The sequence below is a fragment of the Mycolicibacterium setense genome, assembly GCF_000805385.1.
GTDB lineage: Bacteria > Actinomycetota > Actinomycetes > Mycobacteriales > Mycobacteriaceae > Mycobacterium > Mycobacterium setense.
This window is the reverse complement of record NZ_JTJW01000007.1, coordinates 119,055-144,800: the sequence shown is the minus strand read 5'-3', so window position 1 is coordinate 144,800 and position 25,746 is coordinate 119,055. Positions and strand designations below refer to the sequence as shown.

Sequence of the window (25,746 nt, the reverse complement as noted above, 5' to 3'; positions counted from 1 at the left end):
TGTTGTAAGCTGTCTGTAACGATCCTTACAGAGGCGGTTCACGTGACCACTGCATCCACGAGGCGACAACGGCAGGGAGCGGACTCCCGCGAACAGATCCTCGACGCCACCGAGCGACTGATGGCCACGCGCGGTTACGCCGCCACCTCGATCAGCGACATCCGTAAGGCCTGCGGCCTGCCGGCCAGCTCGATCTACTGGCATTTCGGGTCCAAGGACGGAGTCCTCGCGGCCGTGATGGAACGCGGAGCCGACCGATTCTTCGCGGCCATACCGAGCGGCGGCACCATCGACGACCAGTTGGCGGTCCTGGCGGACCAGCAATCACAGCGCCCCGAGTTTCTCCGCATCCTCTACCTGCTGTCCCTGGAACGCGGCGATGACCCGACGGTGACAGCGGTGGTGCGCCGGGTGCGGGACACGGCCATCTCGCGCGTCTCCGCCGCCGTGCGCGGCCAGTTGCCCGCAGACGTGCCACCGCGCCGTGCCGAGCGGGTGGTGGCCGAACTCACGGCATTCGCCGTCGCGCAATCCGACGGCGTCTTCTTCGCCGGCCATCTCGAGCCCGACAGCACCGACGTGGCGCGCATGTACCAGCGGCTGTGGCAAGCCGTGACCGCCCTCATCCCGATACTCCTGGAGGAAAAGTGACCGGCAAGACCGCGATCATCACCGGCGCGAACACGGGGCTCGGATTCGAATGCGCGCGTGCACTCCTGGCATCCGATCCGGGGTGGCATGTGGTGCTGGCCGTGCGCGACCCCGAGCGTGGGGCCGACGCCGCCGCCCGGCTCGACTGTCCCGGACGCACCACCGTCGGTGAGCTCGACCTGGCATCGCTGCGGTCGGTGCGCGACTTCGCCGACAGATTGCCGCAGTTGGAGGTCCCGCCGTTGACCGCGCTGGTGTGCAACGCCGGGCTGCAGGTGGTCTCCGGGACGGCGACCACGGCGGACGGCTATGAGATCACGTTCGGGGTAAACCACCTCGGTCATTTCGCCCTGGTGCAGCATCTGCTCGGCGCCCTGACGGCCCCGGCCCGAATCGTGGTGGTCAGTAGCGGCACCCACGATCCGGACAAATTCACGGGTATGCCTGCACCGCAATACAATTCAGCAGAAGATCTGCTGCGTCTGCCGGCGGCCGGCCTGACGGGCGAAGAGGGCAGGCGTCGCTACACCACCTCCAAACTCTGCAACATGCTCTTCAGCTATGAATTGGACCGGCGGCTGGGACACGGGGTCGGAGGCATCACGGTCAACGCGTTCGATCCGGGCCTGATGCCGGGTTCCGGGCTGGCCAGGGACTATGGGAGCGTCCAGCGACTGGCCTGGCGCCTGCTGATGCCGGCGCTGCGGATACTGCCGAATGTGAACAGCCCCAGACGGTCGGGAGCCAACCTCGCCGCGCTCGTCGCCGATCCCGCCCTCGAGGGCGTCACCGGGGAGTACTTCGAAGGAACTCGCCGGATCCGCTCCTCGCGCGATTCGTACGACGCGGCCTTGGCTGCCGATCTCTGGCAGATCAGCGAACGGCTGGTGGCCGCGGTCGGCTAGCTCCCTCCCCGGCCCTTTTCCCGACGCACAGTAGTGTCGCCTCGGTGGCATCCGGATCGGTCTCAGAACAACGCGGCGGCGCCGCGCTGCGCCGGGCCCGGATCGCCGTGGGGGCGTTGTTCCTGACCAACGGGGCGATCTTCGCCAACCTGCTGCCGCGCTATCCGGAGATCAAAACCGATCTGCACCTGGGTAACGCGGAGTACGGCGCGGCCGTCGCCTCGTTCTCCGGTGGGGCACTGGTCGCGGGATTGACTGCGGCGACGCTGATTCGGCGGTTCCGCAGCGCACGGGTCGCGGTGATCGGCACGGTCGCCCTTTCCGCCTTCGTCATCACGGCCGGCGTCGCGGGCACGCCGTTCATGCTTGCCGCGGCCCTGTTCCTGGCCGGGGCGAGCGATTCGGTGGTCGACGTCGCACAGAACGCACACGGGCTGCGGCTGCAACGCAGACACGGCCGTTCGATCATCAACTCCCTGCACGCGGTCTGGGCCGCCGGGGCGATCCTCGGCGGCCTCACCGGCGCGGGTGCGATCGCGCTCGGAATACCGCGCGGAATCCAGCTTTCGGTGGTCGGAGTGCTGTTGAGCGTGGTGGCCCTGGCCGCCTACCGCTACCTGCTGCCCGGCCCGGACCATGACGACCACCCGGCCGCACACGCCGCAGCTGCGGCGACCAAGGCCGGGCCGCGGGTGTACGCGATCCTGCTGGCCATGGTGTTGATCGCAATCGCAGGCGCAACGGTCGAGGACGCCGGAAGCTCGTGGGCCACGCTGTATCTGCGTGACTCCCTGCACTCGCCGCCTGCGCTGGCGGTCTTCGGATACATCGCACTGGTCGGGTTCATGTTCATCGGCCGGCTGACGGGCGACCGGCTCGTCGACCGGTTCGGCGAAGCCACCGTGGCGCGGGCGGGCGGTTTGATCGCCGCTGCCGGGATGGGGACCGCGCTGGCATTCCCCAGCATCGCCACCACGATCGCCGGGTTCGCGCTCGCGGGCCTGGGCGTGGCCACCCTGGTGCCCGCCGCCATGCACGGTGCCGATCAGCTGCCCGGCCTGCGACCCGGCACCGGGCTCACCGTGGTGACCTGGCTCATGCGGGTCGGCTTCTTCGGGGCGCCGCTGCTGGTGGGGCTCGTCGCCGATGCCGCCGGATTGCGGGCCGGTCTGCTCGCGGTACCGGTGGCCGGGGTGGTCGCCGCCCTGCTGGCCGGGGTGCTTCCGCGCAGGCCCGCGGCGATATCGGATTCAGTGCGTGACGCCCGCGAGCTCGATCGTGAACACACCCGACACGATTAAGACGATGCCGAGCATCATCACCGGAGTCAACGGCTCGGAGAACAGGAACTTGGCGACGACCGCCACCAGGGCCACCCCGCACGCGGTCCAGATGCCGTAGGCGATCCCCACCGGCACGCCGAACGACAGCGCCAGCCACAGCAGGTAGAACGACATCAGGTAACCGGCGATCACCGGCGCGATCCAGACCTTGCGACGGAAACCGTCCGATGCCCGCAGTGCGAGCGTGGCGCACACCTCGACCAGAATCGCCCCGGTCAGCGCCAGCCACATCATGATTCGGCCTCCCGTGGGTGCGACCCGAGTTCGACCAGCAGCACGCCCGCGATGATCAAACCGATGCCTGCCGCGATCGGCCAGGTGAACGGGTCGTCGAACAAAAACGCGGCCAGTACGGCCGTCGCGGCGGTACCGAGCGCACCCCAGATGCCGTAGGCGACACCGACGGGCATGCCGGCCCGGAGCACCAGGGTCAACAACACGAACGCGGCCAGATACCCGGACACCACCAGGGCCAGCCAACCCGCATGGTCCTGGGACGCGCGCAGCGACAGGGTGGCGGTGACTTCGGTGGCGACGGCCGCAATCAACAACACCCACGTCCGCACTCGACAAACCTATCCGAGCGCCCGAAGGCGGGTGAGTACCGTGGGGGAGTTCGCCCAGCTTTACCGAGGAGTCCGCATGACCGATCCGACACGCGCCCGCACCAGGGGCCGGCCGGTCGCCGACACCGAGTACGGACCGGTTCGCGGTACCGACGACGGCACGGTCAAGCAGTGGCTGGGTATCCGGTACGCGGCCGCTCCGGTCGGTGAGCTGCGGTGGCGGTCGCCGCAACCGCCCGCGCGGTGGCAGGAGGTCGCCGACGCGACCGTGGCCGGTCCGGTATGCCCGCAGATCACCGATCCGAGGCTCCCGCTGGACCTCGGCGGTCGGCAGGGCGAGGACAGTCTGGTGCTCAATGTCTGGGCGCCCAGCGGAGCCGGGGACGGCGCCGCCAAGCCGGTCATGGTGTGGGTTCACGGCGGCGCCTACGTCCTGGGCTCGGGAAGCCAACCGCTCTACAACGGGAGGGTGCTGGCCGCCGAAGGCGACGTCGTCGTGGTCACCCTCAACTACCGGCTCGGGCCGTTCGGCTTCCTGGACCTGTCCGAATTCAACGGACGGCCCGGGGCGAAGGGCCTGCGTTTCGACAGCAACCTCGGCCTGCGCGACGTGCTGTCGGCATTGCACTGGGTACGCGACAACATCGCCGAGTTCGGTGGCGACCCCGACCGCGTCACGCTGTTCGGCGAGTCGGCCGGCGGCGGGATCGTCACCACCCTGCTGGCCAGCCCGGCCGCCGAAGGGCTGTTCCACGCTGCGATCGCGCAGAGTTCGCCTGCGACATCGGTGTACGACGCCGAGCGGTCCCGGACCGTGGCCGCGCAGTTCCTGGAGCGGCTCGGCATCGCGGGCGACGACGTCGGTCGATTGTCCGGCATGTCGGTACCCGGCATTCTGGCCGGCGCCAAGGCGGTGTTCGACGCGGTTCCGACCCAGACCCCGGGGCTGCTGGCATTCGCCCCCGTCGTCGACGGTGACATCGTCCCGGAGTATCCGGTGGCCGCCGCGCAGGAGGGGCGCACCCACGCCGTGCCGCTGATCATCGGGACCAACGAGCACGAGGCCACGGTGTTCCGCTGGATGAAGTCGCCGCTGATGCCGGTCACCCCGGACGCGCTGCGTTCCATGTTCGCCGCGATCGCCGCCGAACAACCGGGCCTGCAACTGCCGACGGAAGCCCAGATCACCTCGGCCTATGCGGGTTTGCGTCCCAAGGCGATCGGATTGGGCATGGCGCGCGACATCGGGTTCCGGATGCCGACCCTGTGGTTCGCCGAGGGGCACAGCACCGTCGCCCCGGTGTACCTGTACCGCTTCGACTTCACGACGCCGATGCTGCGGCTGCTGCGACTCGGCGCCGCCCACGCCACCGAGCTGCCGTACGTGTGGGGCAATCTTGTTGCCGGGCCGAAGGATCCGACGTTCAAGATGGGCGGGCTCAAGCACGGTCGCGCGGTATCGGCGCGGGTACGTCGCCGCTGGGTCAGTTTCGCCACCACCGGGCAGCCCGCGGGCGCACTCGGGGAACCGGTGTGGCGGCCGTATCGCCGCGATGACCGGGCCACCCTGGTGATCGACAAACACGACAAGGCCGTCGCCGACCTCGACCGCGATCTGCACGCGGCCTGGGGGAGCCAGATCCTCAACTTCCGTTGAGACCGATCCGCTGAGACCACGAGGACGCTGACATGGACATGATGATCAGGTCCGTTCTGGATTTTCTGCCTCCGCCGATGCGGGATCCGGTGTTCTTCGCGATCCCGTTCTTCCTGGTGTTGCTGACCGTGGAATGGGTCGCGGCCCGCCGCCTGGAACACCTCGAATCCGAACGCGCACCCGCCGGTGGGTTCCACACCCGCGATGCCTGGGCGAGCATCTCGATGGGACTGGTGTCGATCCTCACCACGGGCGGATGGAAACTGCTCGCGCTGGTGGGCTATGCCGCCATCTATGCCTACCTGGCGCCGTGGCATCTACCCGGAAACCGGTGGTACACCTGGGTCATCGCGATCGTCGGGGTGGATCTGCTGTTCTACACCTACCATCGGGTGGCGCACCGGGTGCGCCTGATCTGGGCCACGCATCAGGCCCATCACTCCAGCGAGTACTACAACTTCGCCACCGCGTTACGGCAGAAATGGAACAACAGCGGCGAGATCCTGGCCTGGATTCCTTTGCCGCTGCTGGGTATTCCGCCGTGGCTGGTGTTCGCCAGCTTCTCGGTGAATCTGGTCTATCAATTCTGGGTGCATACCGAACGCGTCGGAAAGTTGTGGCGACCAATCGAATTCGTTTTCAACACACCGTCTCATCATCGCGTGCACCACGGCCGCGACCAGCTGTACCTGGACCGCAATTACGGCGGGATTCTCATCATCTGGGACCGGATGTTCGGCACGTTCCAGCCCGAGGTGTTCCGCCCGCACTACGGGCTGACCAAGCCGGTGAACACCTTCAACATCTGGAAGTTGCAGACGCACGAATACGTGGCGATCGCCCGTGACGTGCGGCAGGCGAACCGGCTGCGGGACAGGCTGGGGTATGTCTTCGGCCCGCCGGGCTGGCAGCCCTCCGAGGTTTCCCGGTCGCAGCCGGTCGGTTAGCGGCGCTGCCGCTGTACGTCCGGCCATGAAAGGCGTCGTTCTCCGCCACAAGCATTGCCCGGCACAACAATTGACGTGGATCGCTATTCGGCTCGGGCTTCGATCTGCGACACGCCGCGCCCGTGTGATCCGGGCCTTCTGACGGCGAAATTCCCGGTGTTCCCCAGAGTTTGTGTGACGTTTGAATTCGGGCCGAGCCGAATAGCACCAAAGCAAACTTCAAATCAGTAAGGTCGACTGAACCGGGCGCACACAGTCCGGGTCACGGTTCAGAAAGGGGCATTGCGTGGGAGACACACTGACCGAAGGACAGAAGCTGGAGAAGGGGGGGTCGCTCACCTCCAACAACGGCGCGTACACGCTGACGTTGCAGGACGACGGCAACCTCGTGTTGTACGCACGCGACGAAGCGGTCTGGTCGACTTCCACCAACGGCCAGAACGTGGAGCGGGCGGAGGTGCAGACCGACGGCAACTTCGTGCTGTACACCTCCGAGAAGCCGGTCTGGCACACCGACACCAAGGGCAAGAAGAACGTCAAACTGGTTCTCCAGGACGACCGCAACCTGGTGCTGTACGCCGCGGACGGGCCCGCGTGGTCGTCCAAGACCGAGACCTCCGAGCCGCCGCCACCGGCCCCCGAGGCACCTGCGCCCGAGGTCGAGGTCGCTCCGGCCGCCGTCGAGGAGCCGGTTGCCGCGCCCGAGCCGGCCGCGCCGCCGCCACCCCCGCCCCCGCCGGCGCCTCGGACCTACACCGTGGTCTCCGGTGACACGCTGTGGGCGATCGCCGAGCGGTTCTACGGTGACGGCAACAGGTACCAGCAGATCGCCGATGCCAGCGGCATCGCCAATCCTGACCTGATCCACCCCGGCCAGGTCTTGACGATTCCCTGACCTGTTCGGATGCACGGCCCGGGCCCTCGTGGTCCGGGCCGTCGTCGTTTTCCGCGCCGGGATACGGGTACCCCCGGTAACGAAGTTGCCGTGGGATAGATATTGATGTCGGTAGGGTGACGTGCACCACGTCCGATAACGAGGGAGGCCGGCCGTGCAGAGGTGGCTTGGTGGGGTGATGCGGACGTTGGTCGTGGTTCCGGTGGCCGGGCTGCTGGTGTGTCCGGCGCCGACGGCGTCCGCGGTGGGTTCGCTGGTGTATCCGGGCATGGAGATCCGGCAGGACACCAATGTCTGCACTTTGGGCTTCGTGGATCCCGGTAGCCGGATGGCGTTCACGGCGGGCCATTGCCGCGGTGCCGGCCCGGTGAACGACCGGGATGGGAACTTCATCGGGCACATGGGCTCCTTCCGGGACAACACGCCCGACGGCGCCACCGTCGACACCAACCACATGATCTCCGATTGGGAGACCATCCAATTGGCCGGCGACGTCGTGGTGAACAACATCCTCCCGGGAGGGCGGATGTTGACGGAGGATCCCGCCGTGGTGCCGACGCCGGGGGCTCCGGTCTGTCACTTCGGTGTGGTCACCGGGGAGACGTGCGGCACCATCCAGGCGGTCAACAACGGTTGGTTCACCATGGCCAACGGTGTGGTGAGCCAGAAGGGCGATTCCGGTGGTCCGGTGTACGTGATCACGCCGGATGGCCGTGCCGCCATCGTCGGGATGTTCAACAGCACGTGGGGCAACTATCCGGCGGCCGTGTCCTGGCAGAACGCCAGTGGACAGGCCCGCAGCGACGGAGGACCTCAGGCTGGTGAGGTGTCCAACCTGGTCGGGCAGCCCTGACCGGTGTGAACCGGACACCCGGCCGTGCGGCTCGCCGGCGTGACGAATCGCGGAACTAGAACACGTTCTAGCGTTCGCGTCGAGTCGGCGATATTCTCATGGCGATGCTTGACCAGACACCTGTCCAGATCGCGTGGGTTACCGCCGATCTCGACGCCACCGAACGGGCCCTGAGCACGCTGCTCGGCGCACGCCGGTGGGTGCGCATGCCCGGGGTGCATTTCAGCCCCGAGAGCTGCAGTTACCGCGGCCGACCTGCCGATTTCACCGCCGACATCTCACTGAGCTACGCCGGTGACACCCAACTGGAACTCATCGCGCCGGTGCGCGGGGACAGTGTCTACACCGAGTTCCTCGACCGGCACGGTGCGGGGCTGCACCACATCTGCGTCGAGGCCGCCGATGCGTACGCATTCGACGCAAAGCTGCGCGATGCCGAAGGCGACGGGACACCGGTCGTGTGTCAGGGCGTCATGCCCGGGGGCATGAGATTCGCCTACCTCTCGGCCCCCGCAGCGGGCGTGCCGTATCTGGAGATCGCTTACATTCCGCCCGAGATTCGGGCGTTCTTCGAGTATGTGAAACAGGAGCAGCAGTGAAGGAAATCCCCGAGGTCGTAGCGGCTGCGGACGTCGATTCCTGGTCCGACGAGTTCGACGTCGTGGTGGTCGGATTCGGCATCGCCGGAGGCTGCGCAGCGGTCAGCGCGGCAGCACAGGGCGCCCGCGTCCTGGTGTTGGAGAAGGCGGCGGCCGCCGGTGGCACCACCTCGATGGCCGGTGGGCACTTCTACCTCGGCGGCGGCACCGCCGTGCAGGAGGCGACGGGGCACGCCGACACCGCCGACGAGATGTACAAGTACCTGGTCGCCGTATCCCGCGAACCCGATCTGGACAAGATCCGCGCCTACTGCGACGGCAGTGTCGAGCACTTCAATTGGCTTGAGGCACTGGGCTTCCAATTCGAGCGCAGCTTCTACCCGGGCAAGGTGGTGGTGCCGCCCGGCACCGAGGGCCTGTCCTACACGGGCAACGAGAAGGTGTGGCCGTTCACCGAGCAGGCCAAACCGGCTCCACGCGGGCACTCGGTGCCCGTGCCGGGGGAGCTGGGTGGGGCGGCGATGGTGATCGACCTGCTGCTCAAACGTGCCGAGACGCTGGGTGTCACGATCCGCTACGAGGTCGGGGCCACCAACCTGATCGTCGACGGTAGTCCGGATCAGAGCCGGGTTGTCGGTGTGAAATGGAAGCACTTCGGCGAAACCGGTTATGTCAAAGCCAAATCGGTCGTCATCACCGCAGGCGGCTTCGCCATGAACCCCGAGATGGTCGCCGAATACACTCCCGCGCTCGGCAAGAAGCGCCGCACCAAGCACCACGGTGAGGTCGAGCCCTACATCCTGGGCAACCCCAACGACGACGGCCTGGGTATCCGGATGGGTGTGGCAGCCGGTGGCGTGGCAAACGGCATGGATCAGCTGTTCATCACCGCCGCGGCCTATCCTCCCGAGATCCTGCTGACCGGCGTCATCGTCAACAATCAGGGCCGGCGGTTCGTCGCCGAGGATTCGTACCATTCCCGCACTTCGGCATTCGTCCTGCAACAGCCCGATCAGCAGGCATACCTCATCGTCGACGAGGCGCACATGGAGATGCCGGCCATGCCGCTGATCCAGTTCATCGACGGGTACGAGACGATCGCCGAAGTCGAAGAGGCGCTGGGCATTCCGGCCGGCAACCTGGCGGAGACGCTGGACCGCTACAACAAGTTCGCGGCCAACGGCGAGGATCCCGACTTCCACAAGCAACCCGACTACATCGCCGCACAGGACACCGGACCGTACGCGGCATTCGACCTCTCGCTCGGTGTCGCCATGTACTCGGGCTTCACCATGGGCGGGCTCACGGTGTCGATCGACGGCGAGGTACTGCGGCCGGACGGCACCGTCATCCCCGGCCTGTACGCGGCGGGCGCGTGTGCGTCCAACATCGCCCAGGACGGCATGGGATACGCCAGTGGTGTTCAGCTCGGCGAAGGTTCGTTCTTCGGGCGTCGCGCGGGAGCGCACGCGGCGGCACGCTAACGCACGGGCGTGAGCTCCCACCGACCGGCGCCGAGCAGTTCCAGGCGCCGGTCGTGGAGCCGGTTGACGCTGTCCCGATGGCTGATGCTGACCACGATGCAGTCGGGCAACTCGGTGCGCAGCGTCGTATACAACGCATGCTGCTGACCGGCGTCGAGTGCCGAGGTGGCCTCGTCGAGGAATACTGCCGACGGTCCGGCCAGCAGGACCCGGGCGAACGCGATCCGCTGTTGTTCGCCCGGGGACAACACTTTTCCCCAATCGGCATCCTCATCGAGCCGGGAGGTCAGGTTTCCCAGGGCGACGGCGTCGAGCGCCGCCCGGACCTCGTCGTCGCTGTAGGTACCGGCCGGTGAGGGATAAGAGGCCACCGTCCGCAGATCGCCCAGTGGGGCATAGGGGAGCTGGGACAGGAACATGACCCCGCCCACCTCGGGATAGCGGACCGTGCCCGAACCATACGGCCAGAGCCGGGCCAGGCTGCGCAACAGCGTCGTCTTCCCGGTGCCGGACGGCCCCGTGATGACAAGCGAATCGCCCGGCGCCAGTTGCATGTCCAGATCGTGCAGCAGTAGATCACCGTCGGGCGATCGCACCTCGACATCCTCGAGCTCGACCCCGCCGTTGGTGCTCACCCCGGTGTCCAATCGCGGTAGCGCCCTTGCCTGTTCGTTCGCAGTCACGAGCCCGTCCAGGCGGATGATCGCGGCTCGGTACCCGGCGAACGCGTCGTACACCGAGCGGAAGAAGCTCAGCGAACTCTGCACCCGGCTGAACGCACTCGCCGATTGCAGGACGTCGCCGTACGTCAATTGACCCGCGAACAACCGAGGCGCCTGGATGATCAGCGGGAGCGGGTCGATGATCTGGTTGATGGACCGGTTCCAGCCGAGAAAGGCGACGCCACGCACGACGAGCCGCCGGTAATTCGCGATCACGTTGGCGAACCGGTCTGCCAGCGTGCCGCGTTCGGTACGTTCGCCGTGATAGAAGCCGACCGCCTCGGCGCCGTCGCGGACGCGCACCAGCGCGTACCGGAACGCCGCGTTGGTCAGCGAGTTGCGGAACGTCAGGCGGATCATCGGTCTGCCGATCCAGATCGCCACCACCGTCGTCATCAACACCCACAACAAAGCGATCCAGAACAACGCTTTCGGCACCGTCACACCCAGAATCGTCAAGGGCCCCGCCAGGTTCCACAGGATCGGGGTGAACGCCACCACCGAGACGATCGCGTACACCGATCCGAACAACAGCGTCTGCGCGGTGGCGACGGTCGGAGTGTTGGTTTCGGGTCCGGTGCCCGTGGTGAACACATCGATGTCCTGCTGGATGCGCTGGTCCGGATTGTCGATCGGGGTACCGCCGAAGCCGCCGATGAAACGTCCGCGGTAGTAGGCCCGTTGATCCAGCCAGTCGCCGGTGAGCCGGGTGGTCAGCCAGACCCGCCACCGAACGATGAAGTACTGCATCAGATACAGGTCGAGCAGGGTGCGGGTGATGTCGGCCGTCACCAACATCGCGAAGATCAGGATCGACTGCCAGAAACCGTCGATTCCCGAGCGGCGCACCGCATCATCGCCCGATCCCGCGCCGGAGAAGGCCACTTGCAGCGCCGTGGTCTGATCGTTGAGGTAGTAGCTGAACAAGACGTCCATGCGCACCGAGAGCATCACCGAAAACAGCAGAACACCGAGCAGCCCCCACACCGGAATGCTTTGGCGCCCAATGAAATATCCACTTGTGACCCGCCAGAACTGACGGCCCCACGTGGTGAACCGGGCCAGCACCGCTGCCACCGCGACCAGCGCCACCGCGCCGATCGCCCAGGCCTTGAGCACCCAGAACAACGACGCAAGGATCTCGTTGCCCCAGTCCAGCGACTGGGTGAACATCTCCATACCCCGGGAAGTTACCGGGAACGGGCGCTCACGGTTGCTTGATCAGGCCGGCCTCGTCATCTTCGACTCGTCCCAGCCGCCATTCGCCTTCGCCGAGGAGCTCGAGTTCGTGCGTGTGGTGCTGCTCGACGGTGGTGCGGTGACTGACGCTGACCAGGATGGTGTCCGGCAGTTCGGTGCGCACCCGTTGGTAGAGCATGAATTCGAGACCTTCGTCGAGCGCGGAGGTCGACTCGTCGAGGAACACCACCTTGGGCTTGACGAGCAGGATGCGGGCGAACGCAATCCGTTGCTGCTCACCGGGGGACAACACCTTGGCCCAGTCCTGCACCTCGTCCAGCCGGCTGACCAGATGAGCCAGCGCCACCTCGTCGAGGGTCCGCCTGAGTGCCTCGTCGTCGATGGAACCTTCCTCACCCGGGTAGGTCACCACCGCGCGCAGGTCGCCGAGCGGGACGTAGGGCAACTGCGATAGGAACATGGTTTCGTTGGGGCCGCACGGTCGGGTGAGGGTGCCCGAGGTGAACGGCCACAGTTCGGCGAGGCTACGCAGCAGGGTCGTCTTGCCGCTGCCCGAGGGCCCGGTGATGACCAATGTGTCGCCCACCTGCAGGTGCAGGTCGAGCGGCTTGATGAGCTGCCTGCCATCGGGTGTGCGGACCTCGACGTCGGTGAGCTTCACCGTGCCGTCCACACACGGAGTGGTGGTCACTTCGGGCAACTCTCTCGCGTCGCCGTTGGCGACCACGAGGCCGTGGAGGCGGATGATCGCGGCCCGGTAACCGGCGAAGTTGTCGTAGGCGCCACGGAAGAAGGACAGGCCGTCCAGCAGACTGCGGAACGCACTCGCGGTCTGCGACAGCGCGCCGAGGGTGATCTCGCCGCTGTAGAACCGGGGGAACTGCACGACGTACGGAATCAGCTCCTGGGCCTGGTCGATCGTCAGGTTCCAGCCGAGGAACTTGGTCATCCGGTTGACGTAATTCTTGTAGTTCGTCACGACCGGCTCGAACAGCCGCCGGAGCCCGGTGCGCTCGGCGATCTCGCCACGGTAGAACGCCACCGCTTCCGACGCGTCGCGCAGCCGCACCAGCGCGTAGCGGAACGCGGCGTTGTACTTCTCGTTGTTGAACGACAGCGTGATGATGGGCCGGCCGATCCAGAACGCCACGACCGTGGCGAACAGGACGTAGACGATGCCGATCCAGAAGATCGCCCGCGGAAGCTCGATGCCGACCAGCGGCAGGGTGATCCCACCCGACAGATTCCACAGAATCGCGGTGAACGAAATCATCGAGGCGATCGCGTTGATGGCGCCGAACAACAAGGTCGCCGTTGATGTGTTGTTGGGCCGGTTGGGCAGGGAGTCGGCGCTGCCGGTGAAGGTGTCGATGTCGGTTTGGATGCGCTGATCCGGGTTGTCGATCGTGTCGTCGATGAAGCGGGCGCGGTAGTAGGCCTTGCCGTCGAGCCAGTCGGTGGTGAGGCGATCGGTGAGCCAGGCGCGCCACCGCAGCATGAAGCGCTGGGTCATGTAGAGGTCGAGCATGATCCGTGCGACGTTGAGTGTCGCCAGGATGCCGAATACGGTCATCGCCATCCAGAAGCCGTCTTTACCAGACTGCTTCACGGCCTCGTTGCCGCTGGAGATGCCGCCGGCGATCACCTGGAAACTGGTCATCAGGTCGTTGCCGTAGAAACTGAAGAGCACGGTCAGGCGCACGCTCGTGATCACCGAGAGCAGCAACGCGGCCAACCATGCCCACACGATCACGCTGTCGCGGCCGGTGAAGTATCCGCTGGTGATCCGCCAGTACTGGCGGCCCCAGGTGGTGAACTTGGCGAGCAGCACCAGGATCACCAGCGTGCACACCGCCGCGATCAGCCAGCCCTTGGCGATCCACACCAGCGACGTCGCGAGCTCGTTGCCCCAGTCCAGGGTCGGAGTGAACATCTCCATGCGGGCAAGGTACCCCGCGCAACGGCGACGAGCCTGTGGGGCGCCGTCCCGGTGTGCTGCGCCGATCCTGTCCGGGGTCACGCTCAAAGGCATCCGCCGCGTCCGCGTACCGTGAACGTGTGCCGAAGACGTCCAGCGCCAAACCGGGCCGCGTGAGCAGCAAGTTCTGGAAGCTATTGGGGGCCAGCACCGAGCGCAACGAGGCCCGGTCGCTCTCAGAGGTCAAGGGAGCAGCCGCCTTCGAAGACAAGGCTGCCAAGCTCGACGACGAGCAGCTCACCAAGGCCGCCAAGCTACTCGAACTGCAGGACCTCGCAGCGTCCGCGGACATGCCCCAATTCCTGGCACTCGCGCGCGAAGCCGCCGACCGGACCACCGGTCTGCGTCCTTTTGACGTGCAGTTGCTCGCGGCGCTGCGCATGCTCGCCGGCGACGTCGTGGAGATGGCCACCGGTGAGGGCAAGACCCTGGCCGGCGCGATCGCGGCGGCCGGCTACGCGATCGGCGGCAGGCACGTCCACGTCATCACCATCAACGACTACCTGGCGCGTCGCGACGCCGAGTGGATGACCCCGCTGCTGGAGGCGCTGGGACTCACGGTCGGCTGGATCACCGCCGATTCCACGGCCGAACAGCGGCGCGAGGCCTACGAATGCAACGTCACCTACGCCTCGGTCAACGAGATCGGGTTCGACGTGCTGCGCGATCAGCTGGTCACCGACGTCGCGGACCTGGTCTCACCCAATCCCGATGTGGCCCTCATCGACGAGGCCGACTCGGTGCTGGTCGACGAGGCGTTGGTGCCACTGGTGCTGGCCGGTACCAGCCATCGGGAACAGCCGCGCGTCGAGATCATCCGGATGGTCGGCGACCTCATCAGCGGGCCGGACTCGCACGAGAATTTCGCGACCGACGACGACAACCGCAACGTGCACCTCACCGACACCGGCGCCCGCAAGCTGGAGGCCCGACTCGGCAATATCGACCTGTACTCCGAGGAGCACGTCGCGACCACGCTCACCGAGGTCAACGTCGCGCTGCACGCGCACGTGCTGCTGCAGCGCGATGTGCACTACATCGTCCGGGACGGCGCGGTGCACCTGATCAACGCGTCACGCGGACGGATCGCCTCGCTGCAACGGTGGCCGGACGGCCTGCAGGCCGCGGTTGAGGCCAAAGAAGGTATCGAGACCACCGAGACCGGTGAGGTGCTCGACACCATCACGGTGCAGGCGCTGGTCAACCGCTACCCGACGGTCTGCGGCATGACAGGTACCGCGCTGGCCGCCGGCGAGCAGTTGCGCCAGTTCTACAAGCTCGGGGTGTCGCCGATCCCGCCGAACAAGCCCAACATTCGCGAAGACGAGACCGACCGGGTGTATCTCACCGAGGCGGCCAAGAACCATGCCATCGTCGAGCACATCGCCGAGGTGCACGCGACCGGCCAGCCGGTGCTGGTCGGCACGCACGACGTCGCCGAATCCGAAGACTTGCACCGCAGGCTGGTCAAGGCCGGTGTCCCCGCCGTCGTGCTCAACGCCAAGAACGACGCCGAAGAGGCGGCCGTCATCGCCGAGGCGGGCAAGCTCGGCTCGGTGACGGTGTCCACCCAGATGGCCGGTCGTGGCACCGACATCCGGCTGGGCGGATCCGAGGCCGCCGACGACTCGGCGGAGAAGGAGAAGGTGGCCGACCTGGGCGGGCTGCACGTGGTCGGTACCGGCCGGCATCACACCGAACGGCTGGACAATCAGCTGCGCGGGCGCGCCGGGCGGCAGGGCGATCCGGGCTCGACGGTGTTCTTCTCCAGCTGGGAGGACGAGGTCGTGTCCTCCCATCTCGACGACACGAAGCTGCCGACCGAAACCGACGAAGACGGCCGGATCCTCGCGCCCAAGGCCCCGAGCCTGCTCGACCACGCGCAGCGGGTCGCCGAGGGCAGGCTGCTCGACGTGCACGCCAACACGTGGCGCTACAACCAGCTGATCGCGCAGCAACGCGCCATCATCGTGGACCGTCGGGAAACCCTGCTGCGCACCGACACCGCGCGCCAGGAGCTCAAGGAACGTTCGCCCGAGCGGTACGAAAAGCTCGTCGAGGAACTCGGGGAAGGCGGCGAGGAGAAGCTGGAGAAGATCTGCCGGCTGATCATGCTCTACCACCTGGACCGCGGCTGGTGTGACCACCTGGCGTTCCTAGCCGACATCCGGGAGAGCATCCACCTGCGGGCCCTGGGCCGCCAGAACCCGCTCGACGAATTCCACCGGATGGCCGTCGACGCGTTCGCGTCGCTGGCCGCCGATGCCATCGAGGCCGCCCAGCAGACCTTCGACACCGCCGACTCGATCGAAGACGAACCCGGCATCGACCTGTCCAAGCTCGCACGGCCCACGTCGACGTGGACCTACATGGTCCACGACAACCCGCTCAACGACGACACCATGTCGGCGCTGAGCCTGCCGGGCGTGTTCCGCTAGGTTTTAGGCATGGACCACGCGCCTGCTCCTGAGGGCAGGAGCGCAGCGAGCCGGACCGCACCACCTGCGTCCGATCGGGTGCTTACCGTGCCCAATGCGCTCAGTGTGCTGCGCCTGGTGCTGGTCCCGGTGTTCCTGTGGCTGCTGTTCGGTGCGCACGCCAACGGTTGGGCCGTCGCGATCCTGATGTTCAGCGGCTTCTCCGACTGGGCTGACGGCAAGATCGCGCGTCTGGTCGACAATCAGTCGTCCCGTCTCGGCGAACTGCTCGACCCACTCGTCGACCGGATCTACATGATCACCGTTCCGGTCGCGCTGGCGTTGTACGGCGTGGTGCCGTGGTGGCTGGTGTTGACCCTGCTGGGCCGCGATGCGGTGCTGGCCGCGACGCTGCCCCTGTTGCGGCGCCACGGCCTGACCGCGCTGCCGGTGACGTACCTGGGCAAGGCCGCCACGTTCGCGCTGATGTCGGGTTTCCCGTGGGTGCTGCTGGGACAGTGGGACGCGACGTGGAGCCGGGTGGCGCTGGCCTGCGGGTGGGCCTTCCTGTTGTGGGGTGCGGCGTTGTACCTGTGGTCGGCGGTGCTGTACCTGATCCAGGTGGCGATGGTGGTGCGACAACTCCCTGCCAGATCATGAGCACCCTGGGCGGCTACGCGTCGGGGGCCGGGCTCAACGACCATGAGGCCCACGCGCCCAAGCGGATTCCACTGCCCTCGCTGCTGCGGTCATTGCTGTCCGAGCACCTCGATCCCGGTTACGCCGCGGCCGCGGCCGCACGTGAGGCAGGCGCCCGCCCGCCTCGACGCCTACGCGATGCCGGCTGGCTGGTGTTGGGGGCGGGGGTGATCGCCACCGTGTTCGCGATGGCCGCGGGTCAGGCCCAGACGGCGGCCCCGGCCGCCAGAGAAGCCCAGCACACCCTGGCCGGGCGGGTGCGCGCGGCTCAGATCAGTGCAGACCAGGTCAGTGCCGAGCGCGATGCACTCGTCGATCAGGTGGACGCCGAGCGGCGCAGCAGGCTCGGCATGGACGAGAACGGCCAGCAGCTGCTCGGCAGTCTGGACACGGCCAACATCGTCGCTGCCGCCATTCCGATGATCGGTCCGGGGCTGACCATCACCGTCACCGACCCCGGACTGTCCAAAGACCTCAGCGACGTGTCCAAGCAGCGGGTCGCCGGTGGCCAGCAGATCATCCTCGACCGGGACCTGCAGCTGGTGGTGAATTCACTGTGGGCCAGTGGGGCAGAGGCCGTTTCGGTGGGCGGAGTGCGGGTCGGCGCCGGTGTGACGATCCGCCAGGCCGGGGGCGGCATTCTGGTCGACAACCAGCCGATCACGAGTCCGTATGCCATTGTGGCCATCGGACCGCCGAAAGGGATGGCCGATACGTTCGACCGCACCCCGGGCCTGCAGCGGCTGCGGTTGCTGGAGACTTCCTACGGGGTCGGGGTGAACGTGACTGCGGGCGACGGTCTGACCGTGCCCGCGGTTTCGGTACGGGATGTCAACTTCGCCAAACAGATTGGATAGGCCGCACGTGCACAGGATTGACCGTTAGATGATCGGGATCGTCGCACTGGTCGTCGGGATCGTGCTCGGATTGGTGTTCCACCCGAGCGTTCCCGAATTCGTCGAGCCATACCTTCCGATCGCCGTGGTGGCGGCACTCGATGCGGTTTTCGGCGGGTTGCGCGCCTACCTGGAGCGGATATTCGACGCCAAGGTTTTCGTGGTGTCGTTCGTGTTCAACGTGTTGGTGGCGGCGTTGATCGTGTACGTCGGCGACCAATTGGGCGTCGGCACCCAGTTGTCGACGGCCATCATCGTGGTCCTCGGCATCCGGATCTTCGGTAATGCCGCCGCACTGCGGCGCAGGTTGTTCGGCGCCTGACATGAGCGAACCGCAGTCCACCCCTCAGGCCGAGCCGGATCCGCCGGCGGGCTCCACCGGGCCTGACGAGGACACAATCCAGCCGGAAGCCGCGGCCGAGCCGGAACCTGAAGCCAAGCCCGAAACGCCGCCGGACGATCCCCCGGAAACCCAGGCGGACCACCCACCGGAGCACCCAGCGGAGCATCACGCCGAGCACCATGGCCGTCACGAGATGCCCGCCGATGTCTCGCCACGCCGATTCCGGAATCTGCGGATCGTGCGCCGCAGCCGTTCGCAGCTCGTTTTCGGTGGTCTCGGGGTCCTGTTGTGCATTCTGCTCGGCATGGCGATCGTCACGCAGGTTCGCCAGAACGAGTCGGGGGATTCGCTGGAGACCGCGCGGCCGGCGGATCTGCTGGTGCTGCTCGATTCCCTGCAGCAACGTGAGGGGTCGCTCAACACCGAGGTGGCCGACCTACAGCGCACCCTGCAACAGTTGCAGGCCTCGGGCAGCAGTGATCAGGCCGCGATCGAGAACGCGCAATCCCGGCTGGAAGCGCTGTCCATCCAGATCGGGACGGTGGCCGCGACAGGCCCGGGAGTGACGCTCACCATAGAAGACAACGCGCCCGGGGTGCCCGCAGAGACCATGCTCGATGTGATCAACGAGCTGCGCGCGGCAGGGGCCGAGGCCATCGAGATCCGGGGTGGCGATCAGCAAACCGCTGTGCGGGTGGGCCTGGACACCTGGATCATCGGCACTCCCGGGCAGCTCACGGTCGACGACGTGACCTTGCGGCCGCCGTATTCGGTTCTGGCGATTGGGGATCCGCCGACGCTGGCGGCGGCGATGAACATTCCCGGTGGGGCAATGGACAGTGTCAAACGTGTCGGCGGCACGATGGTGGTACAACAAGCCGAGCGCGTCGACGTCACCGCCTTGCGGCAACCGAAACCACGCCAATACGCTCAGCCCGTCAAGTGAGCTTCAAATGAGCAATGCAACCAACTCCACGAAATAAGGAGCGCCGTGAGCGAGATCCCAGCCGACCTGTACTACACCTCGGAACACGAGTGGGTGTTGCGTACCGGTGACGACACGGTGCGGGTCGGCATCACCGATTACGCGCAGTCCGCGCTGGGCGACGTGGTGTTCGTCCAACTGCCCGACGTGGGTGCCCAGCTGGCCGCGGGCGACGCATTCGGCGAGGTCGAGTCCACTAAATCGGTGTCGGACCTGTACGCCCCCGTGGCGGCGAAAGTCGTTGCGGTCAACGGGGATCTGGACGGCAGTCCGCAGCTGGTCAACTCCGACCCCTACGGCGAAGGCTGGCTGGTCGATCTGCGCCTCGAGGAGGGCACGCTCGAAGACGCCCTGGCAGGTTTGCTCGACGCGGACGGCTACCGCGCCGCGGTGACCGACTAAGGAATTGTTAGGGTTTCGGGGGCCGGTCGCCTAGACCGGTTGGGCCGTACCCGGCGCGCAGATATCTTCCCCATCGGATCCGGCGGTGGTGGACCCAATGATGCCTGATGCGCGGTACGGTCGACGTGAGACCGACGATGGGCTGGGGCCACGCCGGGCGAACGCCACAGCAGCCAGTGAGGAGCAGCGGGTGACGGACAAGGACAGCAATTTGGGGGCCGACCAGTCGGAGGACGTGACGGTGGAAACCACTTCGGTTTTCCGCGCGGACTTTTTGAACGAACTGGATGCGCCCGCAACGGCCGGTGCCGAAGGCGCCGTTTCCGGTGTCGAGGGCCTGCCCGCGGGTTCGGCATTGCTCGTCGTCAAGCGCGGACCGAATGCCGGATCGCGTTTCTTGCTCGATCAGCCGACGACGTCGGCGGGGCGCCACCCTGACAGCGACATCTTTCTCGATGACGTCACGGTGAGTCGTCGGCATGCCGAATTCCGGTTGGAGAGCGGTGAGTTCCAGGTTGTCGACGTCGGCAGCCTCAACGGGACCTATGTCAACCGGGAGCCGGTCGATTCGGCCGTCCTCGCCAACGGTGACGAAGTGCAGATCGGGAAGTTCCGTCTGGTGTTCCTCACGGGCCCCCGTTCTGACGACGACAGCGGCCAGACCAGCTAGCCGATGACTGCCCCCGACAGACCTGCACTGGCCGGGATGTCGATCGGTGCAGTCCTGGACCTGCTCCGGGGAGACTTTCCGGATGTCAGCATCTCGAAGATCCGGTTCCTTGAGGCCGAGGGGTTGGTGACACCGCAGCGCACTGCGTCGGGCTACCGGCGGTTCACCGCATACGACTGTGCGCGGTTGCGGTTCATCCTGACCGCCCAGCGGGACCAGTATCTGCCGTTGAAGGTGATCAAGGCTCAGCTGGACGCTCTACCGGACGGGGAGTTGCCGCAGGCCGGATCCCCCTATGGGGTTCCGCGTCTGGTGCCGGTGTCCGGCGACAACGACGACGCTGCGGCCGGGTCCGGCGCAGCCGTCGTCGCTGCGGTCGGACCGCCGCAGGTGCGGCTGTCCCGCGAAGACCTGTTGGCCCGGTCGGGAATCGACGAGGAGATGCTGGGGGCACTGGTCCGCAACGGCATCATCACCCCCGGGCCCGGCGGGTTTTTCGACGAACATTCCGTGGTGATCGCTCAGTGCGCACGCGCCCTCGGCGACTACGGCGTCGAGCCCAGACACCTGCGGGCATTCCGCTCCGCGGCTGATCGCCAATCCGATCTGATCGCCCAGATCGCGGGCCCAGTGGGCAAGGCGGGCAGGGCCGGAGCCCGCGACCGCGCCGACGACCTGGCCCGCGAAGTGGCCGCCCTGGCCATCACTTTGCACACGTCTCTGATCAAGTCCGCCGTACGCGACGTTCTGGATCGCTGAGGACTAGACTCGTTTCGACGGCCAGTTCGTCCAAGTCGGGACCCCTGCCGATTGGTAACGGCGGACTGCGCGAGGACGAAAATACGACGAAACGGCACGGCGGTGCGGAGGGCAGGCACAGATGGCTGAGGTTCGCGTGGTCGGGATTCGGGTGGAACAGCCGCAGAACCAGCCCGTGTTGCTTTTGCGGGAGTCCAACGGCGATCGCTACCTACCGATCTGGATCGGGCAGTCGGAGGCTGCAGCGATCGCCCTGGAGCAGCAGGGCGTCGAACCCACCCGGCCCCTCACACACGACCTGATTCGAGATGTCATTACCGCCCTGGGGCATTCGCTCAAAGAGGTGCGGATCGTGGACTTGCAGGAAGGCACGTTCTACGCCGATCTGATCTTCGACCGCGACATCAAGGTTTCGGCCAGGCCGTCGGACTCGGTGGCGATCGCCCTCCGCGTCGGCGTCCCGATCTACGTGGAAGAGGCGGTGCTGGCCGAGGCCGGCCTGCTGATCCCCGACGAGAACGACGAAGAGGCCGCGGGCACCGTCCGTGAGGACGAGGTGGAAAAGTTCAAGGAGTTCCTCGACAGCGTTTCGCCGGACGACTTCAAGGCGACATGACCGTCGCCCGCCCCGCCGTCCGGTCGCAGATCACGGGTACGTCTCAAGTGGGTATACCGGTGTCGACACGCGGCGCGGGAGACAATCGGGCGGGAATTCGGGCGCCATACTTTCTTCACAGCGGGCAATCAGGGCCCGGCGGGAAGCGTATGCTCGACACATTCGAGCTCGCAGCAAACCGTCGCGGCAGAGATTGCTGCAGTGCAGGACCTAGAAGTTCGGTGCGGGCGAGTTCGATCGGCGAGAGGATTCACAGTGGGTGACACGCCACGGCAGGAAGAGCTGGATCTGACCACCGGGAGCGGTGCGGAGCCGCCGGTCAGGCCATCTGGCGAACCCGTGCAGGGCGGGCTTTTCCCCGACGATTCTGTGCCCGACGAACTGGTCGGTTACCGCGGTCCCAGCGCATGCCAGATTGCCGGTATCACCTACCGGCAGCTCGATTACTGGGCCCGCACATCCCTGGTGGTTCCCTCCATCCGGGGCGCGGCCGGTTCGGGCAGCCAGCGCCTCTACTCGTTCAAGGACGTCTTGGTCCTCAAGATCGTCAAGCGACTGCTGGACACCGGCATCTCCTTGCACAACATCCGGGTTGCGGTTGACCACCTGCGCCAGCGCGGTGTGCAGGATCTGGCCAACATCACGCTGTTCTCCGACGGCACCACGGTTTACGAGTGCACCTCCGCCGAAGAGGTTGTCGACCTGCTGCAGGGCGGCCAGGGCGTGTTCGGCATCGCGGTGTCCGGCGCCATGCGTGAGCTGACCGGCACCATCGCCGATTTCCCGGGCGAGCGCGCCGACGGCGGCGAGTCCATCCCGTCGCCTGAGGACGAGCTGGCCTCGCGGCGCAAAAGTCGCGACCGCAAAATCGGCTGACTTACCTTCGCGGACAGACACCTGAAGCCGGCCCACACCAACGCTGTGGAGTCGTGGCGCTCACGGCATCTTCGACGCGCGGGGCGCACTTCGCGGGCTTGCCGAGCAGCCGGTAGAAGCCCGGTAGGATGAGGGACGCATCGCCCTCGTGCGGGAGAGTTTCGTGACAGCCAGCCACGGACGCCGAAGGAGCAATACCTCTCCGTCAACCTCTCAGGCACCCCGGACCGCGCAGGCCCCGATGCCTCTGGAAAGTGGTGCCCGCTGGGTACCCGCCCATGGGGAAAGGCCCGGCACCCGGGCTGAATCTCTCAGGCGCCCGGACCGGGTCGACGACAGAGGGAGAGGGACGCCTAGGACGTCTGAGCACGTCTGCGCCTCAGGAGAGTGTCGTGTCCGACCAGCATCAATCGCGTTTCGCCGATCGTCACATCGGCCCGGACGCCACCGCCGTCAGCACCATGCTCGAGGTGATCGGCGTGGCCTCCCTGGACGAGCTCGCCGCCAAGGCACTACCGGCAGGCATACTCGACGCGCTCTCCTTCGACGGCATCGCACCGGGCCTGGAGGGCCTGCCCGCGCCGGCCTCCGAGGAGGAGTCGCTGGCCGAGCTGCGCGCCCTCGCCGAGTCCAACACGACCGCGGTCTCGATGATCGGTCAAGGCTACTTCGACACCTTCACCCCCGCCGTGTTGCGGCGCAACATCCTTGAGAACCCCGCCTGGTACACCGCGTACACGCCGTACCAGCCCGAGATCAGCCAGGGCCGCCTCGAGGTGCTGCTCAACTTCCAGACCATGGTGTCGGACCTGACCGGACTCGAAGTGGCCAACGCCTCGATGCTCGACGAGGGCACCGCCGCCGCCGAGGCCATGACGCTGATGCACCGCGCGACCAAATCCAAGACCAACCGACTGGTGGTCGACACCGATGTGTACGCGCAGACGGCGGCCGTGCTGGGCACCCGCGCCGAGCCGCTCGGCATCGAGATCGTCACCGCCGATCTGCGCCAAGGGCTTCCGGACGGAGAGTTCTTCGGCGTCATCGTGCAACTGCCCGGGGCAAGTGGGCGTGTCGACGATTGGTCGGGACTGATCAGCGCCGCACATGAGCGCGGTGCGCTCGTCGCCGTCGGGGCGGACCTGCTGGCGCTGACACTGATCACCCCACCGGGGGAGGCGGGGGCGGACGTGGCCTTCGGGACGACCCAACGGTTCGGGGTACCAATGGGATTCGGCGGACCCCACGCCGGTTACCTCGCGGTGCACGCCAAGCATGCCCGGCAGTTGCCGGGCCGGTTGGTCGGCGTGTCCGTGGACGCGGACGGGGCGCCGGCCTACCGGCTGGCCCTGCAGACCCGTGAGCAGCACATCCGCCGGGACAAGGCGACCAGCAACATCTGTACCGCTCAGGTGCTGCTGGCGGTGATGGCGGCGATGTATGCCAGCTACCACGGCGCACCGGGATTGACCGCGATCGCGCGCCGCGTGCACGGCCATGCCTCGACCATCGCGGCGGCACTCGGCGATGCGCTGGTGCACGACAAGTACTTCGACACCGTGCTGGCCCGAGTTCCCGGACGCGCCGACGACGTGATTGCGGCGGCCAAGGGCAAGGGGATCAACCTGTGGCGCGTCGACGCCGATCATGTGTCGGTGTCGTGCGACGAGGTGACCACCGACGAGCATGTGGCTTCGGTACTGCAGGCCTTCGGAGCCGCCCCGGCGGCGACATCGAGCCGGGGAGCCGCCCCGGCGCCCGATCCGGCCAGTGCCGGAATCGCGACGCGCACATCAGAGTTCCTGACTCATCCGGCGTTCAACTCCTACCGCACCGAGACCGAGATGATGCGGTACCTCCGGTCGTTGGCGGACAAGGACATCGCCTTGGACCGCAGCATGATTCCGCTGGGATCCTGCACCATGAAGCTCAACGCGGCTGCCGAGATGGAGCCGATCACCTGGCCGGAGTTCGCCCGGCAGCACCCGTTCGCGCCTGCGTCGGACAACCCGGGATTGCGTAAACTGATCGCCGATCTGCAGGACTGGCTCACCGGCATCACCGGCTACGACCAGATTTCGTTGCAGCCCAACGCCGGTTCTCAGGGTGAGTACGCCGGGCTGCTGGCCATCAAGGCGTACCACGTCTCCCGCGGCGACACCGATCGCGATCTGTGCCTGATCCCGTCGAGCGCACATGGCACCAACGCGGCCTCGGCGGCGCTGGCCGGCATGCGGGTCGTGGTGGTGGCCTGCCGCGAGAACGGTGACGTCGACCTCGACGACCTGCGCGCGAAGATCGCTGCGCACTCGGATCATATTGCGGCGCTGATGATCACGTACCCCTCGACTCATGGGGTGTACGAGCACGACGTCGCCGAGATCTGCGCGGCGGTGCACGACGTGGGTGGGCAGGTCTACGTGGACGGCGCGAACCTCAATGCGCTGGTCGGGTTGGCCCGCCCAGGCCGCTTCGGTGGCGATGTCAGCCATCTGAACCTGCACAAGACGTTCTGCATCCCGCACGGCGGTGGCGGCCCCGGTGTCGGCCCGGTCGCGGTGCGATCGCATCTGGCGCCGTTCCTGCCGGGCCATCCGCTCGCCGATGAGCTGCCCGACGAGCACACGGTCTCGGCCGCGCCGTACGGGTCGGCGTCGATCCTGCCGATCACGTGGGCCTACATCAGGATGATGGGTGCCGAGGGATTGCGCGCGGCGAGTCTGACCGCGATCGCGTCGGCCAATTACGTGGCCCGCCGGCTCGATGAGTACTACCCGGTGCTCTACACCGGCGAGAACGGCATGGTGGCCCACGAGTGCATCCTCGACCTTCGAGGGATCACCAAGGACACCGGCGTGACCGTCGACGATGTGGCAAAGCGTCTGGCCGACTTCGGTTTCCACGCACCCACCATGAGCTTCCCGGTGGCAGGCACATTGATGGTCGAGCCGACCGAGAGTGAAAGCCTGGCCGAGGTCGACGCGTTCTGCGACGCGATGATCGCGATCCGCGCCGAGATCGACCGGGTCGGTTCGGGGGAGTGGCCGGTGGATGACAACCCGCTGCGCGGTGCCCCCCACACGGCCGAGTGCCTTCTCGTGGCGGATTGGGATCATCCGTACACCCGCGAACAGGCCGCCTACCCGTTGGGCAAGGGGTTCCGTCCGAAGGTCTGGCCGCCGGTTCGTCGCATCGACGGGGCGTACGGTGACCGGAACCTGGTGTGTTCCTGCCCGCCGGTCGAGGCGTTCGCCTGAGCCGTTTCGCGCGTCGTTTTCCACCC

The 25,746-nt window shown here is 66.8% G+C and carries 24 protein-coding genes and 1 riboswitch; of the genes, 20 read left to right on the top strand and 4 right to left on the bottom strand.

Going from position 1 to position 25,746, the window contains the following annotated elements:
- The first annotated feature begins 42 nt into the window (after positions 1–42).
- From QQ25_RS18040 to QQ25_RS18030, 3 genes are read left to right on the top strand one after another with little or no spacing between them, the layout of a single operon-like run.
- Complete coding sequence (locus QQ25_RS18040) at positions 43–651, top strand: TetR/AcrR family transcriptional regulator (protein ID WP_039380237.1); 609 nt, start codon at positions 43–45, stop codon at positions 649–651.
- Positions 648–1,556: an SDR family NAD(P)-dependent oxidoreductase gene (locus QQ25_RS18035; RefSeq protein ID WP_039380235.1), complete on the top strand. Its 909-nt coding sequence runs from the start codon at positions 648–650 to the stop codon at positions 1,554–1,556. Before QQ25_RS18040 ends, QQ25_RS18035 begins: the two co-directional genes overlap by 4 nt.
- 44 nt (positions 1,557–1,600) lie before the next feature.
- Positions 1,601–2,857, top strand: a complete 1,257-nt coding sequence (locus QQ25_RS18030; protein ID WP_052235900.1) for an MFS transporter — start codon at positions 1,601–1,603, stop codon at positions 2,855–2,857.
- On the opposite strand, the gene QQ25_RS18025 is transcribed toward QQ25_RS18030, so the two are convergent.
- Together QQ25_RS18025 and QQ25_RS18020 are read right to left on the bottom strand one after the other, a co-directional pair.
- The gene (locus QQ25_RS18025; protein WP_039321011.1) at positions 2,807–3,130 is read right to left on the bottom strand and encodes a DMT family transporter; all 324 of its coding nucleotides are present in this window, start codon (positions 3,128–3,130) and stop codon (positions 2,807–2,809) included. The two genes, QQ25_RS18030 and QQ25_RS18025, sit on opposite strands and share 51 nt — an antisense overlap.
- Positions 3,130–3,465 carry a DMT family transporter gene (locus QQ25_RS18020; protein WP_039321008.1) on the bottom strand — a complete coding sequence of 112 codons (336 nt, stop codon included), beginning with the start codon at positions 3,463–3,465 and terminating at the stop codon, positions 3,130–3,132. Before QQ25_RS18020 ends, QQ25_RS18025 begins: the two co-directional genes overlap by 1 nt.
- Positions 3,466–3,541: 76 nt before the next feature.
- Here QQ25_RS18020 and QQ25_RS18015 point away from each other — a divergent pair, with 76 nt between their 5' ends.
- From QQ25_RS18015 to QQ25_RS17990, 6 genes are all read left to right on the top strand, one after another.
- Complete coding sequence (locus QQ25_RS18015) at positions 3,542–5,122, top strand: carboxylesterase/lipase family protein (protein WP_039380234.1); 1,581 nt, start codon at positions 3,542–3,544, stop codon at positions 5,120–5,122.
- Between the two features lie 38 nt (positions 5,123–5,160).
- Positions 5,161–6,069, top strand: a complete 909-nt coding sequence (locus tag QQ25_RS18010; RefSeq protein ID WP_409370958.1) for a sterol desaturase family protein — start codon at positions 5,161–5,163, stop codon at positions 6,067–6,069.
- Between the two features lie 286 nt (positions 6,070–6,355).
- The gene (locus QQ25_RS18005; protein WP_039321002.1) at positions 6,356–6,964 is read left to right on the top strand and encodes a LysM peptidoglycan-binding domain-containing protein; all 609 of its coding nucleotides are present in this window, start codon (positions 6,356–6,358) and stop codon (positions 6,962–6,964) included.
- A 178-nt stretch (positions 6,965–7,142) separates the two neighbouring features.
- A complete protein-coding gene (locus QQ25_RS18000) occupies positions 7,143–7,817 on the top strand; it encodes an Rv1815 family serine proteinase (RefSeq protein WP_162627822.1) in 675 nt (224 codons plus the stop codon).
- Positions 7,818–7,921: 104 nt separating this feature from the next.
- The gene (locus tag QQ25_RS17995; protein WP_039321189.1) at positions 7,922–8,416 is read left to right on the top strand and encodes a VOC family protein; all 495 of its coding nucleotides are present in this window, start codon (positions 7,922–7,924) and stop codon (positions 8,414–8,416) included.
- Entirely contained in the window at positions 8,413–9,900 is a 1,488-nt protein-coding gene (locus tag QQ25_RS17990) for an FAD-binding protein (protein WP_039380230.1), read from the top strand. The genes QQ25_RS17995 and QQ25_RS17990 overlap by 4 nt, the downstream gene beginning before the upstream one ends.
- Here QQ25_RS17990 and QQ25_RS17985 read toward each other — a convergent pair.
- Together QQ25_RS17985 and QQ25_RS17980 are read right to left on the bottom strand one after the other, a co-directional pair.
- The gene (locus QQ25_RS17985; protein WP_039380226.1) at positions 9,897–11,801 is read right to left on the bottom strand and encodes an ABC transporter ATP-binding protein/permease; all 1,905 of its coding nucleotides are present in this window, start codon (positions 11,799–11,801) and stop codon (positions 9,897–9,899) included. The two genes, QQ25_RS17990 and QQ25_RS17985, sit on opposite strands and share 4 nt — an antisense overlap.
- A gap of 28 nt (positions 11,802–11,829) precedes the next feature.
- A complete protein-coding gene (locus QQ25_RS17980) occupies positions 11,830–13,761 on the bottom strand; it encodes an ABC transporter ATP-binding protein/permease (RefSeq protein ID WP_039380224.1) in 1,932 nt (643 codons plus the stop codon).
- Positions 13,762–13,880: 119 nt separating this feature from the next.
- On the opposite strand from QQ25_RS17980, the gene secA2 reads away from it, so the two are divergent.
- From secA2 to gcvP, 11 genes are all read left to right on the top strand, one after another.
- Positions 13,881–16,238, top strand: coding sequence for an accessory Sec system translocase SecA2 (gene secA2 / locus QQ25_RS17975; RefSeq protein ID WP_039380222.1), 2,358 nt, complete (start codon positions 13,881–13,883; stop codon positions 16,236–16,238).
- 9 nt (positions 16,239–16,247) lie between these two features.
- Positions 16,248–16,877: a CDP-alcohol phosphatidyltransferase family protein gene (locus tag QQ25_RS17970; protein ID WP_039320988.1), complete on the top strand. Its 630-nt coding sequence runs from the start codon at positions 16,248–16,250 to the stop codon at positions 16,875–16,877.
- Positions 16,874–17,773 carry a DUF881 domain-containing protein gene (locus QQ25_RS17965; protein ID WP_039380220.1) on the top strand — a complete coding sequence of 300 codons (900 nt, stop codon included), beginning with the start codon at positions 16,874–16,876 and terminating at the stop codon, positions 17,771–17,773. The genes QQ25_RS17970 and QQ25_RS17965 overlap by 4 nt, the downstream gene beginning before the upstream one ends.
- A 28-nt stretch (positions 17,774–17,801) precedes the next feature.
- Complete coding sequence (locus tag QQ25_RS17960) at positions 17,802–18,134, top strand: small basic family protein (protein ID WP_003882035.1); 333 nt, start codon at positions 17,802–17,804, stop codon at positions 18,132–18,134.
- 214 nt (positions 18,135–18,348) lie between these two features.
- Positions 18,349–19,101 (top strand): DUF881 domain-containing protein, encoded by a 753-nt coding sequence (locus QQ25_RS17955; protein ID WP_039321186.1) that lies wholly within the window; start codon positions 18,349–18,351, stop codon positions 19,099–19,101.
- Between the two features lie 45 nt (positions 19,102–19,146).
- Positions 19,147–19,542: a glycine cleavage system protein GcvH gene (gcvH, locus tag QQ25_RS17950; protein ID WP_039320980.1), complete on the top strand. Its 396-nt coding sequence runs from the start codon at positions 19,147–19,149 to the stop codon at positions 19,540–19,542.
- 190 nt (positions 19,543–19,732) lie between these two features.
- Positions 19,733–20,212 carry a glycogen accumulation regulator GarA gene (gene garA / locus QQ25_RS17945; RefSeq protein ID WP_039321183.1) on the top strand — a complete coding sequence of 160 codons (480 nt, stop codon included), beginning with the start codon at positions 19,733–19,735 and terminating at the stop codon, positions 20,210–20,212.
- Between the two features lie 3 nt (positions 20,213–20,215).
- Positions 20,216–20,971: a transcriptional regulator FtsR gene (gene ftsR / locus QQ25_RS17940; protein ID WP_039320978.1), complete on the top strand. Its 756-nt coding sequence runs from the start codon at positions 20,216–20,218 to the stop codon at positions 20,969–20,971.
- A 121-nt stretch (positions 20,972–21,092) separates the two neighbouring features.
- Complete coding sequence (locus QQ25_RS17935) at positions 21,093–21,587, top strand: bifunctional nuclease family protein (protein WP_039320976.1); 495 nt, start codon at positions 21,093–21,095, stop codon at positions 21,585–21,587.
- Between the two features lie 255 nt (positions 21,588–21,842).
- The gene (locus QQ25_RS17930) at positions 21,843–22,463 is read left to right on the top strand and encodes a MerR family transcriptional regulator (RefSeq protein ID WP_039320974.1); all 621 of its coding nucleotides are present in this window, start codon (positions 21,843–21,845) and stop codon (positions 22,461–22,463) included.
- A gap of 141 nt (positions 22,464–22,604) precedes the next feature.
- A riboswitch (glycine riboswitch) is annotated at positions 22,605–22,703 on the top strand.
- 152 nt (positions 22,704–22,855) lie between these two features.
- Positions 22,856–25,720: an aminomethyl-transferring glycine dehydrogenase gene (gene gcvP, locus QQ25_RS17925; protein WP_039380218.1), complete on the top strand. Its 2,865-nt coding sequence runs from the start codon at positions 22,856–22,858 to the stop codon at positions 25,718–25,720.
- Positions 25,721–25,746 lie beyond the last annotated feature (26 nt).